Source organism: Streptomyces rubrogriseus, from assembly GCF_027947575.1.
Taxonomy (GTDB): Bacteria; Actinomycetota; Actinomycetes; order Streptomycetales; family Streptomycetaceae; genus Streptomyces; species Streptomyces rubrogriseus.
This window is the reverse complement of the sequence record NZ_CP116256.1, coordinates 711,209-725,279: the sequence shown is the minus strand read 5'-3', so window position 1 is coordinate 725,279 and position 14,071 is coordinate 711,209. Positions and strand designations below refer to the sequence as shown.

Genomic DNA, 14,071 nt, shown 5'->3' with positions numbered 1-14,071 from the left:
CCACTCCCCGTACCCGGACACGTCGAAGCCGTCCACGGAACTGTCCCCGTGGACGGCTTCGACGTGCGCCGGCCCGGACCTCGGGTTACGACCCGAGGATCGAGGTCAGGAACTCGCCCACCCAGCCGAGCAGTTCCCGCCCGACCAGCGGCTTGCCGCCCACCTTCGCGGTCTTCGGGCGCGGCACGAGCACCTGGTGCGTACCCGACTTGATGACACTGCCGGGGTAGAGCCGCTTGAGCCTCAGCTCCTGGGACTCGCGCAACTGAACCGGCGCGAAGCGGATGTTGTTGCCCTGGAGCACGATCTCGCCGACGGCGCACGCCCGCGCGAGCATGCGCAGACCGGCGACCAGCAGCAGGTTCTCCACCGGCTCCGGCAGCTTGCCGTAGCGGTCGACCAGCTCCTCGCGTACGGCCTTGACGTCCTCCTCGCTGTTGGCGGAGGCGATGGACCGGTAGGCCTGGAGGCGCAGCCGCTCGCCGGGCGCGTAGTCGTGCGGGACGTGCGCGTCGACGGGCAGCTCGATCTTGACCTCGAGCGGCGGCTCCTCCTCGACGCCGCCCTCCAGGGAGGCCCGGTAGTCGGCCACGGCCTCGCCGACCATCCGCACGTACAGGTCGAAGCCGACGCCGGCGATGTGGCCGGACTGCTCGCCGCCGAGCAGGTTGCCCGCGCCGCGGATCTCCAGGTCCTTCATCGCCACGTACATGCCCGCGCCCATCTCGGTGTGCTGGGCGATGGTGGCGAGCCGCTCGTGCGCCGTCTCCGTCAGGGGCTTCTCCGGCGGGTACAGGAAGTAGGCGTACCCGCGCTCGCGGCCACGGCCGACCCGGCCGCGCAGCTGGTGGAGCTGGCTGAGGCCGAAGTTGTCGCCGCGCTCGACGATGAGGGTGTTGGCGTTGGAGATGTCGATGCCGGACTCGACGATGGTGGTGGAGACCAGCACGTCGAACTTCTTCTCCCAGAAGTCGACGACGACCTGCTCCAGCGCCTGCTCCGACATCTGGCCGTGGGCGGTGGCGATCCGGGCCTCGGGGACGATCTCGCGCAGTTTGGCCGCCGCGCGGTCGATGGACTCGACCCGGTTGTGGATGTAGAAGACCTGGCCCTCGCGCAGCAGCTCGCGGCGGATCGCGGCGCCGATCTGCTTGTGCTCGTAGGGGCCGACGAAGGTCAGCACCGGGTGCCGCTCCTCCGGCGGGGTGGTGATCGTGGACATCTCACGGATGCCGGTGACCGCCATCTCCAGGGTGCGCGGGATGGGGGTCGCGGACATGGTGAGCACGTCGACGTTGGCGCGCAGCTTCTTCAGCTGCTCCTTGTGCTCGACGCCGAAGCGCTGCTCCTCGTCGACGATGACCAGGCCGAGGTCCTTGAACTTCGTCTCCGAGGAGAACAGGCGGTGGGTGCCGATGACGATGTCCACCGAGCCCTCGCGCAGCCCCTCCAGGGTCGCCTTCGACTCGGTGTCGCTCTGGAAGCGGGACAGCGCCCGCACGTTCACGGGGAACTGGGCGTAGCGCTCGCTGAAGGTCCCGAAGTGCTGCTGCACCAGCAGGGTGGTGGGGACCAGCACGGCGACCTGCTTGCCGTCCTGGACCGCCTTGAACGCCGCTCGGACCGCGATCTCCGTCTTGCCGTAGCCGACGTCGCCGCAGATCAGGCGGTCCATCGGGACCGTCTTCTCCATGTCGTCCTTGACCTCGGCGATGGTGGTGAGCTGGTCCGGCGTCTCCGCGTAGGGGAAGGCGTCCTCCAGCTCGCGCTGCCAGGGGGTGTCCGAGCCGAACGCGTGACCGGGCGCCGCCATCCGCGCGCTGTAGAGCTTGATCAGGTCGGCGGCGATCTCCTTGACCGCCTTCTTGGCGCGAGCCTTGGTCTTGGTCCAGTCGGCGCCGCCCAGGCGGTGCAGGGTGGGGGCCTCGCCACCGACGTACTTGGTGATCTGCTCCAGCTGGTCGGTGGGGATGTACAGCCGGTCGCCGGGCTGGCCGCGCTTGGCGGGCGCGTACTCCACGACCAGGTACTCGCGGGTGGCGCCCTGGACGGTGCGCTGCACCATCTCGATGTAGCGGCCGACGCCGTGCTGCTCGTGGACGATGTAGTCGCCCGTTTCCAGGGTGAGCGGGTCGATGGTCTTGCGGCGCCGGGCCGGCATCCGCGCGCCCTCGCGCCCGGCGGCCTTCTGGCCGGTCAGGTCGGTCTCGGTGAGCACCGCCAGCTTGAGCGCCGGGTCGACGAAGCCGTGGTCGATCGAGCCGCAGGAGACGTGCACGACGGAGGGGCTGAGGGCTTCGAGGTCGTTGTCGAGGCGGGCGGCGATGCCCTCGCCGCCGAGGACCTCGACGGTGCGGGAGGCGGGGCCGTGGCCCTCGGTGAGGTAGACCGCGCGCCAGCCGTCGGCTAGCCAGCCCTTGGTGTCGGCCAGCGCCTTCGCGGTGTCGCCGCGGTAGGTCTCGGGGGCGTGCATGCCGAGCTTGAGGGTGTCGGCCTCGTCGAACGCGTCGTCGGCGGCGAACGGCGAGACCGACCACCACATCATGTCCAGCTCGCGGGCCCGTTCCCGGACGTCGGCGATGGACCACAGGGAGGCCGCGTCCACGTCGATCGGGGCCTCGCCGCCGCCCGCGGTGGCCGCCCAGGACGCCTGGAGGAACTCCTGCGAGGTCGCCACCAGGTCGGCGGCCCGCGTGCGGACCCGCTCGGGGTCGCAGACCAGCGCCATCGAACCCTTGGGCAGCACGTCGAGGAGCAGTTCCATGTCGTCGACGAGGACGGGCGCCAGGGACTCCATGCCCTCCACCGCGATGCCCTCGGCGATCTTCCCCAGCAGCTCGCCCAGCTCGGGGTGGTCCTCGGCGAGGACGCGGGCACGCTCGCGCACGTCGTCGGTGAGCAGCAGCTCGCGGCAGGGCGGGGCCCACAGACCGTGCTCGGCGACCTCCAGGGAGCGCTGGTCGGCGACCTTGAAGTAGCGGATCTCCTCGACGTCGTCGCCCCAGAACTCGACCCGGAGCGGGTGCTCCTCGGTCGGCGGGAAGACGTCCAGGATGCCGCCGCGCACGGCGAACTCGCCGCGCTTCTCCACCAGCTCGACGCGCGCGTACGCCGCTGCCGCCAGGGCCTGGACGATCTCTTCCAGGTCGGCGCTCTGACCGGTGCGCAGCGCCACGGGCTCCAGGTCGCCCAGGCCCTTGACCTGCGGCTGGAGCACGGAGCGTACGGGTGCGACGACGACGGAGACCGGGCCGGTCTCGGGGTCGTCGGGGCGGGGGTGGGCCAGGCGCCGCAGGACGGCGAGGCGGCGGCCGACGGTGTCGCTGCGGGGGCTGAGCCGCTCGTGCGGGAGGGTCTCCCAGGACGGGTACTCCACGATGCCCTCGGGGGGCAGCAGGGAGCGCAGGGCTGCCGCCAGGTCCTCCGCCTCGCGTCCCGTCGCCGTCACCGCCAGCACCGGGCGGCCCGTCTCGCGGGCCAGGGCGGCGATCGCGAAGGGGCGGGCCGCGGGCGGGCCGACCAGGTCGACGTGCATGCGGTTGCCGTCTGCGGCCGCCGTGATCGCTTCCGCGAGGGCGGTGTCCTTGACTACGGCGTCGAGCAGACCGTGCAGGCTCATTCGGGGCGCTTTCCGTGCGGGGGTGTACAACACCACGGGCCCGACGCGCGCTGCGGGCCGGGGTGTCTCCAGCGTACGTCTCCGCATGCGCGGGCGTCGGGGGCTGTGGACGACGCCGGGGGCGTGGTGGCCGGCGCCGCGGTGGCCGTACCAGGGGCTCCGCCCCCTGGACCCCCGGGCCTGCGCCCACCCACCACCCGACTCGGTGGGCTGAAAGGCGAACGCCAGGGTGACGGACGACTCGGGGGCTCGGGGAGCTTCGGAGGGCTCGGGGGGGGCGGGGGCTCCGAAGGGCGGAGGGGCCGGGCGGGGCGGAGGGCTCGCGGGGCAGAGGCTCCGGGACGAGCGCAGGATCGCGCGGCAAAGGAGGCTCGCGGGGGCGGAGGCTCCGGGACGAGCGGAGCCTTGCGGGGAGCGGAGGATCGCGGGGAGCACAGGCTCCGGAACGAGCGCAGGCTCGCGGAGAGCACAGGCTCGCGGAGAGCACAGGCTCGCGGAGAGCACAGGCTCGCGGGGCAGGAGAGGCTCGCCGGGCATGGAAGGTCGCAGTCCGGCCCCGCATCGCAAAAGGCCCGGCGCCTTCGTCCCGTGGGACGTCGGCGCCGGGCCCTCCTCCGCAACCCCCGTGTGCGGTGGCTGTCGGGTCGGGTGCTACTCCGTCGCGATGGCGTTCAGGACGTTCATCCGGCCGGCCCGGAAGGCCGGGACCAGTGCGGCGAACAGGCCCACGAAGGCCGAGCCGATGAAGACCCCGATGATCGTCGGCCAGGGGATGTCCAGGACGTTCAGGCCCTCCAGGGCGAGCAGCCTCTGGGCCGTGGCACCCCAGCCCATGCCCAGGCCGAGGCCGAGCAGGGCACCGAAGAGGGCGATGACCACGGACTCCATGCGGATCATGCGGCGCAGCTGGCGGCGGGAGAGGCCGATGGCCCGCATCAGGCCGATCTCCCGGGTCCGCTCGACCACCGACAGCGCCAGGGTGTTCACCACACCGAGGACGGCGACGATGATCGCCAGGGCGAGCAGGCCGTAGACCATGTTCAGCAGCTGGCCGATCTGGTCCTTCAGCTCCTGCTTGTAGTCGGTCTGGTCGGCCACCTGGTACTGCGGGTAGGCGTCCAGCGACTTCTTCAGCGCGGCGTACGCCTGGTCGGCCTGGCCGTCCTTCGCCTTGGCGAACATGATCATGTTCGGCGGGACGTTCTCGGCCGGCAGGTACTTCTTCATCGTCTCGATGCTGATGTACCGGGCGCCCTGGTCGATGGCCACGTCGTCGCTGGTGATCGCGGCGACCTTGAGCTTCGCGGTCTCGCCGCCCTCGAAGGCGACGGAGAGGGTGTCGCCGACGTGCACGCCGTGCTTGGCGGCGTAGTCCGAGCCGACCGACATGGCGTCGGTGCCGTAGGCGGCGGAGAGCTTGCCCTCGGTCGTCGCGCGGCGCACGTCCTCGGCGTAGGTGGGGTCGGCGGCGGTGACGCCGTCGTCGTCCGTCTTGCCGTCGGGCGAGGTCAGCGTGGCGTCGAGCACCTTGTAGCGGGTGACGTGCTCCAGGCCGGGGGTGCCGGTCATGGCCTTCTCGGCCTGCGGCACGATCCGCTGGTTGCCCTGGACGATGAAGTCCGCGCCGACCGTCTTGTCCAGCTCGCTGGTGGCCGAGGCGACCATGGAGGAGCCGACGACGGAGAGGCAGGCGACCAGTGCGAGGCCGATCATCAGGGCGGCGCCGGTGGCACCGGTGCGGCGCGGGTTGCGCAGGGCGTTGCGCTCGGCCAGGCGGCCCACGGGACCGAAGGCCCGCAGCAGCACCGCGCTGATCACCCGCACCACGAACCCGGCCAGCAGCGGGCCGATGACGACGAAGCCGATGAGGGAGAGCACGATGCCCGCGCCGAGCATCATCGAGCCGTCGCTCGCCTTGTCGGCGGAGGCGGCCGTGAGCAGGGCGGCGACGCCGGAGCCGGTGAGTACCAGGCCGATCAGGCCGCGTATCCAGCCCGCCTTGACGTCGGCCGGGGTGCCGGCGTCGCGCAGGGCCGCCATCGGGGAGATCTTCCCGGCCCGGCGGGCCGGCAGGTAGGCGGCCAGGACGGTGACGACGACGCCGAGGATCAGGCCGGTCACGGGGGTCGCCGTCTTGATGGTGAGGTCGTCGGTGGACAGGTTCATGCCCGCCGCCGACATCAGCTTCATCAGGCCGATGGCGATGCCGACACCCGCCGCGACACCGAGGATCGAGCCGACCACGCCGAGCAGGAGCGCCTCGACCAGCACCGAGCGGTTGACCTGCCGGCGGGAGGAGCCGATGGCCCGCATCAGGCCGATCTCGCGGGTGCGCTGGGCGACCAGCATGGAGAAGGTGTTGATGATCAGGAAGATGCCGACCAGGAACGCGATCCCGGCGAAGCCGAGCATGGCGTACTTGATGACGTCCATGAACTCGCCGACGTCCTCGCGTCCTTCGTCGGACGCCTCCTTGGCCGTCTGGATCTTGAACGTGTCCCCCAGGGCGCCGGACACGTTCTGCTTGAGCTGCGCGTCGGTGACACCGGCGGCGGCGGTGACGTTGAACTGGCTGAACCGGTCCGCGCCGCCGAGCAGTTCACGCTGGGCGGTGGCGGTGTCGAAGTAGACGACCGCGGCACCGGGGTTGGTCACGGTGAAGGAGGCGATGCCGACGATCTTCGCCTTGAAGTCGCCGGTCTGCGCGATGGTGCGCAGCTCGTCGCCGATCTTCAGGTCGTGCTTGTCGGCGGTGTCGGAGTCGACCATCGTCTCGGTCGGGCCGCGCGGGGCGTGGCCCGAGGTGATCTCCATGGACCGCAGGTCGTTCTTGGTCCAGTTCCCGGCGAGGGTGGGAGCGCCGCTGGTGGCCCCGACGTTGTCGTTGTCGGAGTTGACGACGGTCACGTTCATCGAGACGACCGCGCCCTCGACGGACTCCACGCCGTCGACCGAACGGATCTTCTCCAGCGTTGACGCCGGCAGCGACTCGGGCACCCCGTTCTGCGGAGTGTCCTCGGCCTTGACGTCCTTCGGGGCCACCGACACGTCCGAGGAGGTGACCGCGAAGAGCTTGTCGAAGGTGGTGTTCATCGTGTCGGTGAACACCAGGGTGCCGCACACGAACGCCACCGACAGCAGCACCGCCACCGCCGAGAGCGCCATGCGGCCCTTGTGCGCGAAGAAGTTGCGCATCGAGGTCTTCACGACGGTCATGACGTGCGCCCCCGGGCGTCGAAGTCCTTCATGCGGTCCAGCACGGCCTCCGCGGTGGGCTTGTACATCTCGTCCACGATGCGGCCGTCGGCGAGGTACAGCACCCGGTCCGCGTAGCTGGCGGCCACCGGGTCGTGGGTGACCATCACGATGGTCTGGCCCAGCTCGGTGACCGACCGGCGCAGGAAGCCGAGGACTTCGGCACCGGCGCGCGAGTCCAGGTTTCCGGTCGGCTCGTCACCGAAGATGATCTCGGGCTGGGCGGCCAGGGCCCGGGCCACCGCGACCCGCTGCTGCTGGCCGCCGGAGAGCTGGGTGGGCCGGTGCTTGAGCCGCCCGGCGAGCCCCACGGTCTCCACGACGCGGTCCAGCCACGCACGGTCGTACTTGCGGCCGGCGATGTCCATGGGCAGCGTGATGTTCTCGATCGCGTTGAGCGTCGGGAGCAGGTTGAACGCCTGGAAGATGAAGCCGATCCGGTCCCGGCGCAGCTGCGTGAGCTTCTTGTCCTTCAGGCCGGTGATCTCGGTCTCGTCGAGGTAGATCTGCCCGCCGGTGACGGTGTCCAGGCCGGCCAGGCAGTGCATCAGCGTGGACTTGCCGGACCCCGAGGGGCCCATGATCGCGGTGAACTGGCCGCGTGCGATGTCCACGTCCACGTGGTCGAGGGCGACCACCCGGGTCTCGCCCGATCCATAGGCCTTCACGACCTGCCGCGCTCGCGCGGCAACGGCCGTACGCCCTCCAGTGCTCCCGTGCGTGGGAATACTTACGGCCGATGTCATGTCAAGTCTCCTATGTCGGTCATCGAGTGAGCCGCCGGTGCCCGGCGCGGCGGTCGTACCGCCGCGCAGGTGTCTCGCTGCTGTCTCGAAGAGTCTGTCCGGAACCGGGGGCCGTCCGCGCTGGTGTTCAGCGCAGTCTTTTACTGAGGAAAACCCCACCCCCGCGGGTCCGGTTCACCGCCCCCCAGCGGCGTAAAGCCAGATTAAGGACGCCACCGGTCCCGTCTCGTCCTCCGTCGGTACGAACCCTCCCCGACCCGTAGTACGGAGGTACCCCTAAGGGCAGTCCACCCTTCGGTGGAGTGCGTCTAGGGGTCGCCCTCCACCCTGAGACGCATCGTGCGTCCACCCGCGCACATACCGACCGATCAGTTCGGCCAAAACGCAGCGTGCTTCCCAACCCGCGAGTAACGTGCCTGGCTCCCGCCCCCCACCTCCTGCGGTCCACCGCTCGGACCCTAGCCGCGCAAGGAGAATCGGGATGTCCCACGACCCGTCCCCGTCGTACCCGCACCGCCCGCCACCACCCCCGCCCCCGCCCCCGCCCTCGTACGCCCCGACGTCCCACGCCCACCGCGCCTCCCGCCGCGACCCGTTGGGCCGCCACAGCGACCTGCGGATCCTGCGCAGCGCCTACCGCCGGCAGCGGCGCACCGCCACGCTCGCCGCGCTCGGCTACTTCACCCTCTTCCTGCTGCTGTCCGCGTACGCGCCCGGGCTGATGACCGGCACCGCCGCCGGCGGACTGCCCACCGGACTGCTGCTCGCCCTGGCCCAGCTCCCCGTCACCTGGCTGGCGATCGCGCTGTACGAGCACACCGCACGGCGCCGCGTCGACCCGCTCGCGGACCGGATCCGCAAGGAGGCCGAGCTGGACGCACGGCGGGGGGCGGGACGGTGACGGAGTTCAGCGGCAACGCCCAGACGATGTCCCTGGTCGGCTTCACGGCCGTCGCCACCGTCACGCTGCTCCTGTGCGTGATGACCGGCCCGGACCGGGACGACCTCGACGAGTTCTACACCGGGTACGGCTCCCTGTCGCCCATGCGCAACGGCCTCGCGATCGCCGGCGACTACATCTCGGCGGCGTCCGTGCTCGGCACGGGCGGCGTCGTCGCCCTCTTCGGCCACGACGGGGTCGTCCTGGCGCTGAGCACCGCGCTGTCCCTGATGCTGCTGATGTTCCTGCTGGCCGAACCCCTGCGCAACGCGGGCCGGTTCACCATGGGCGACGCGCTCGCCCGCCGGATGCCGGGCCGCGCCGTCCGCATGACGGCCTGCGCCGTGACCCTCGCCGCGCTGCTGCCGCTGATGCTGGTGCAGCTCGCGGGCACCGGCCAACTGCTCGCCTTCGTCCTCGGCTTCTCCGGCGCGTCCCTGCAGACCGGCTGCATCATCGGCCTGGGCGCGCTGATGATCAGTTACGCGGCGATCGGCGGGATGAAGGGCACCGCCCTCATCCAGATCCTCAAGATCGTGATGCTGCTCGGCTCGGGCCTGGTGGTCGCCGCGCTGATCCTGCACCGCTTCGACTGGGACCCCGCCGCACTGTTCGACGCGGCCGCGGACAACAGCGGCGTGGGGTCGGCGTTCCTGAACTCCGGCCTCCAGTTCGCGGGCGGCCCCCACCCGGACGCGGACATGATCTCCTCGCAGCTCACCGTCGTCCTCGGCGGCGCCTGCCTGCCCCACGTCACCATGCGCATGTACACCGCCTCCTCCGCCCGCCAGGTGCGCCGCTCGATGTCCTGGGCGGTGTCCGGCGTGGCGCTGTTCGTGCTGGTCGTCACGGTGATCGGCTTCGGTGCGACGGCCCTGGTGGGGCGGGCGGCCGTCGCCGGGATCGACCCGCAGGGCAACACCGCCTACCTGCTGGGCTCCCAGGCGGCCTTCGGCGCGCAGGTCTCCACCGCGGAAACGTTCCTCTTCACCACCGTCACCACGGCCGTCTTCCTCACCCTCCTCGCCTCCGTCGGCGGCATGATCCTCGCCTGCGCCAACTCGCTGGCCCACGACGTCTTCGCCGCCCGGGTGCGGGAGATGTCACCGCGCCGCGAGATGACCCTCGCCCGTGTCTCCGCCCTGGCCGTCGGCATCCCCGCGATCGTCCTGGCCACCCTCGTCCAGCACCGCAGCCTCCAGCCGCTGGTGACCCTGTCCTTCTGCCTGGGCGCCTCGGCCATCGCACCCGCCCTGGTATACGGCCTCTTCTGGCGCCGCTACACGCGGACCGGACTGCTCTGCACCCTGATCGGGGGCTCGCTGGCCGTGCTGCTGCTGATGCCGGGCACCAACCTGGTCTCCGGCTCGCCGGTGTCCGCCTTCCCCGAGGCCGACTTCAACTGGTTCCCGTTCACCACGACGGGCCTGGTCTCCATCCCGCTGGGCTTCGCCTGCGGCTGGCTCGGCACGATGCTCTCCGGCCGGCGCAAGGCGCAGGAGCAGCGCCGGCACTACGAGGCGGTGGAGGGCTGGATCCTGGCGGGCGCGGTACGCAGGGGGGACTGACGGCACGGCAATGGGCACCCGGCGCGCCGTAGTCACGGGGACTCGGCGCGCCGTACCCAGGGGCACCCGGTGCGCCGTAGTGAGGGGCACCCGGCGCGCCGTACGCAGCGGGCCGGCTCACGGCGCGGGCGTCACTCCACCTCCACCGCACGCCCCGTCAGCGCATGAAGGCTGCTGCGTACGGAGGCCATGTGGGCCTGCAACTCGTCCCACCGCTCCCCGTGTTCACGCAGCACCCGTTCCGTGTCGCGGGCGATGCGCTCACGACGTGCCCGGGCCTCGGCGACCACCTCGGCCGCCCGGTCCCGGGCCTCCTCCTGCCGCCGCGCGGCCGCCTCCCCGGCGTCGGCCAGTTCCTGCTCCGCCTCGCGCACTCCCTGCTCCGCGCGCTCCACCAGCTCCGCGTGGTGGGCGTCCAGGGCCCGCGCGCGCTCCTCCTCGGTCCGCTCCGCGGCGGCCCAGCGCTCGGCCAGTTCCCTGCTCTGCTCGGCGGCCGTCCCGGCGGTGCGCCTGCGCATCTCGCGCAGCGCGGACAACGCCTCCGCGCGCCCCTCCTTCACCTCGCGCCGCGCCCCGATGCGCGCCTCGTCCGCCTCCGCGCGCGCCGCGAGCAGCAGTTGCCGGGCCCGTTCGTCGGCCTCGGCCCGTACGGCATCGGCGTGCGCCCGGGCCGCCTCCCGCACGCCGTCCGCGTACGCCCGCGCCTCCTCCACCAGCTCCCGCGCGGCACCGCGCGCCCGCTCGCGCACCGCCGCGGCCTCCTCCTCACCGAGCCGGAACAGCTCTCGCGCCCGCTCCCCCAGCACCTCGTAGTCCTGCGAGGTGAGCTGCGCGACCACCTCCTCCAGGTCTCCCAGGTCCTCTTCCATCTCCCTGGCCAGCACGGTGAGCCGGGCGGCCCGCTCCCAGGCCGCGTCGCGCTCCTCGGAGAGGGCCGCGACGCACGCCTCGACCTGCTCCGGACGGTAACCGCGCTCACGCCCGCGCACGGTCGCGAAACCGTGGGGAGACGCCGATGCACCGCTCATGCCCATCACCCCTCAATCACCCTGTGCGTCCCGCTTGTGGTGAAACCTGCCGCATCACAGGGACCTACACGGACCTGACCGACTTTATGGACCAGACGTAAGCCCACATAATCCGACACACCGCGCACAAAAGGGCGGGGCCCGGTCGACTCACAGGTCGACCGGGCCCCGCCCGTCGGGTACGTCAGCGGCGCGGACGCCTCACAGCAGCCCGTCCCACATCTGCTCCAGCAGCACGGACCACCAGCTCTCCGGCGAGCCGAGCGCCGCCGGGTCCAGCGCGGCCAACTGCGCCTGGAAGTCCACCGTCCAGCGACCCGCCTGCTCCTGGTTCAGCCCGAACCTGAGCCGCCACATCCGGCCCAGCAGCGCCAGGCAGCGCGCGAACTCGGGCAGCCCCGTGTTCACGAACTGCGGCGGCACGGGCGCACCGCCCGGACCGGCCTCCACCGGCACCGCCACGATGGCCGCCGTGCCGTACTGCACGCAGATCGCCCGGCCGAAGTCGCTGCCCACGACGAGGTACGAACCCGCGTCCGAGGCCGGCTGCACACCACGCTCGGCCGCCAGCTCCGCCAACGTCGGCACCGGCCGCCCCGGCTGGGCCTGCGCCCAGAAGAACGGCCCCATGTCCATCGGCAGACCCGCGGCCACCAGCGTGTGCGCCACGACCGGCGGCACCCCCTGCCGGGACACCGCGGCCTGCTCGAACCGGAAGACCCCCGGGCCGAACGCGCCGGCCAGCTCCTGCCCGACGGCCTCCGGCGGAACCGGCGGCGCGGGCTGCACCTGCGGCAGCGGAGCGCGCACCGGCGTCGGACGCGCCGGTCCGTCGGCCACCTGGTGCAGCTCGCCCTGGTGCGCCAGCAGCTGCTGCATCCCCTGCTGCCGGCTCGCGTGGTCCAGTCCGTACGGCGCGATCGAGGTGATCCGCGCCTGCGGCCACTGCTCCCGGATCATCCGCGCGCAGTACGCGCCCGGCAGCTCGCACGACTCCAGCTCGGTGTGGAGTTCGAGGACCTGGTCCGGCGGCACGTTCATGGAGCGCAGCTCGTGGAACATCTGCCACTCCGGGTGCGGCGTACCCGGCGCGGAACGCCGGATCAGCTGCTGCTCGGAGCCGTCCTGGGCGCGGTAGCGCAGCACGGCCTGGTAGCCGGGCCCGACGGTCGGCTGACCGGTGGGCTGCGGCGGGTAGCCGTACGCCGGGGGCTGACCCGGCACGGGCTGCCCGGGCGGCGGCGGTACGGCACCCGGCGGGGCGGGTACGGCGCCGGGCGGGGGCGGCGGTGCGCCGATGCCGCCGGGACCGCCCAGGGAGGGCGCGGCCAGCACGGTCTGCGCGTGGTGCACGGCACCGCCCGCGCCCCCGCGGAACCCTGCGCGCCGGGCGTACCCGGAGCGGCCGGGGAGGCGGCGGCATGCCGGGACCGGAAGGCACGCCCGGCGCACCCGGAGCGCCCGGCGCCGCTGGAGCGGCGGGGGCACCGGGAGGCCCGGGCGGGCCAGGGGGTTGGGCGGTCCCGGGGGACCGGGGGCTGAGGCGCACCGCCGCCCGTCCGGCCCGGGTCGGCCAGCATCGTGGCGGCGTGGTGCATCCCGCCCGGCGGCGTCCCACCCGGCGCGCTCGGCGCGCTCGGCGGAGGCGGGGTCCCCGGAGCGCCCGGCGGAGGCGTCGCACCCGGCGCGGGCGGCGTGCCAGGAGCACTGGGCGGAGGCGGCGTACCCGGGCCGCCCGGGCCCTCGGGACCGAGCGACGACACCAGCTGCGTCGGCACGTAGCCGCCCGCCGGGGCACCCGGCGCGGGCGTCCCCGCCGACGCCGGCGTGCTCCCCGGACGCGCGCCCGGCACCCCGGGGCACTCGGCGGCGGCGTGGACGAACCACCGCCACGGCGCGGCGGAGGCGTCGCCTTGCTGGTCGCGGCGTCGGCGATGTCCCCGGCGTCCGGCGCGGGCGGCCGGGGCGGCGTGGCGGGCGACCCAGGACCGGCGGGCGGCTGGGCCGGGGGCGGAGTCGGGGCCACGGGCGGCGGCGTACCCGCCCCGCCGGGCGCGCCCGGCGCGTTCGGGTCGCCGATCGCCGGCGAGAGCGCCGTCGGCGGAAGCCCGCTGCCGCCCGACATCAGGGCCGTCTTGGCGTCCGACGTCGTCGAGGGCGGCGGCGTGTCGTCGTCGACACCGCTCAACGGCGGCGCGAACACGGTCTGCGGCAGCGGCACCGAACGGTCCTCACCGGCGTCCGCGTTGGTGTCCGTCCCGGCCCAGGGCGTCGCCCCGGCGGGCACACCCGGCGCACTCGGGGCACCCGGCGCATACGGCGCACCGGACGCGCCCGCACCCGCGCCGGAGCCCCCGGCAGACGCCCCGGAGCTCGCCGCCGGCCACCCCGCACCACTCCCGGACGAACCCTCCGCGGGAGACGGCCCCGACGCCGCCGGAGCCGAGGACACCCCGGCCTGCGTCTGCGGAAGCGCACCACCGGAACCGCCCGCACCTCCGGTCTCACCACCCTCGCCGTCACCCCGCCGGCGATCCGGAATACCGATCCGGTCCGCCGCCTCCTGCAACCACTCCGGCGGACTCAACAAGAAGGACGTCTGATTCAGGTCCACCCGTGCCGCCGGCGCCGCGACCGGCGCCTGCGCCTCCTCGGGACGGCCGTACTCCTCCTCGTACCGGCGGATCACCTCGCCCACCGGAAGCGACGGCCACAGCGTCGCCTCGCCACTGTCCCGGGCGATCACCAGCCGCTGCGCGCCGCCGTCCGAACGGGGACCGTCCGCACGGTCCTCGGCCCACACCACGAACCCGAGGTCGAACTCCCGCACCCGCACCTCGCGGTGCTGGTACGCCGGCAGCTCGCCGTTGACCCACTCCTCCGCGCGCTCCTGCGCCTGCGCGAACGTCACCATC

At 72.9% G+C, this 14,071-nt stretch carries 6 protein-coding genes and 1 pseudogene; 2 read left to right on the top strand and 5 right to left on the bottom strand.

Going from position 1 to position 14,071, the window contains the following annotated elements; genetic code table 11:
- Window positions 1-85: 85 nt before the first annotated feature.
- From mfd to Sru02f_RS03130, 3 genes are all read right to left on the bottom strand, one after another.
- Window positions 86-3,619 (bottom strand): transcription-repair coupling factor, encoded by a 3,534-nt coding sequence (gene mfd / locus Sru02f_RS03140; RefSeq protein WP_109034659.1) that lies wholly within the window; start codon window positions 3,617-3,619, stop codon window positions 86-88.
- 651 nt (window positions 3,620-4,270) lie between these two features.
- Window positions 4,271-6,835 (bottom strand): ABC transporter permease, encoded by a 2,565-nt coding sequence (locus Sru02f_RS03135; RefSeq protein ID WP_109034662.1) that lies wholly within the window; start codon window positions 6,833-6,835, stop codon window positions 4,271-4,273.
- Window positions 6,832-7,620: an ABC transporter ATP-binding protein gene (locus tag Sru02f_RS03130; protein ID WP_109034664.1), complete on the bottom strand. Its 789-nt coding sequence runs from the start codon at window positions 7,618-7,620 to the stop codon at window positions 6,832-6,834. Before Sru02f_RS03130 ends, Sru02f_RS03135 begins: the two co-directional genes overlap by 4 nt.
- A 481-nt stretch (window positions 7,621-8,101) precedes the next feature.
- Here Sru02f_RS03130 and Sru02f_RS03125 point away from each other — a divergent pair, with 481 nt between their 5' ends.
- A complete protein-coding gene (locus tag Sru02f_RS03125) occupies window positions 8,102-8,521 on the top strand; it encodes a DUF485 domain-containing protein (protein ID WP_109034666.1) in 420 nt (139 codons plus the stop codon).
- A gap of 26 nt (window positions 8,522-8,547) precedes the next feature.
- The gene (locus tag Sru02f_RS03120; protein ID WP_109035010.1) at window positions 8,548-10,128 is read left to right on the top strand and encodes a sodium/solute symporter; all 1,581 of its coding nucleotides are present in this window, start codon (window positions 8,548-8,550) and stop codon (window positions 10,126-10,128) included.
- A 131-nt stretch (window positions 10,129-10,259) separates the two neighbouring features.
- Here the strand turns inward: Sru02f_RS03120 and Sru02f_RS03115 are convergent, their stop codons facing one another.
- Both Sru02f_RS03115 and Sru02f_RS03110 read right to left on the bottom strand, forming a co-directional pair.
- The gene (locus Sru02f_RS03115; RefSeq protein WP_109035012.1) at window positions 10,260-11,156 is read right to left on the bottom strand and encodes a coiled-coil domain-containing protein; all 897 of its coding nucleotides are present in this window, start codon (window positions 11,154-11,156) and stop codon (window positions 10,260-10,262) included.
- Between the two features lie 201 nt (window positions 11,157-11,357).
- Window positions 11,358-14,070: pseudogene (locus Sru02f_RS03110) on the bottom strand (SUKH-4 family immunity protein).
- Window position 14,071: the final 1 nt, after the last annotated feature.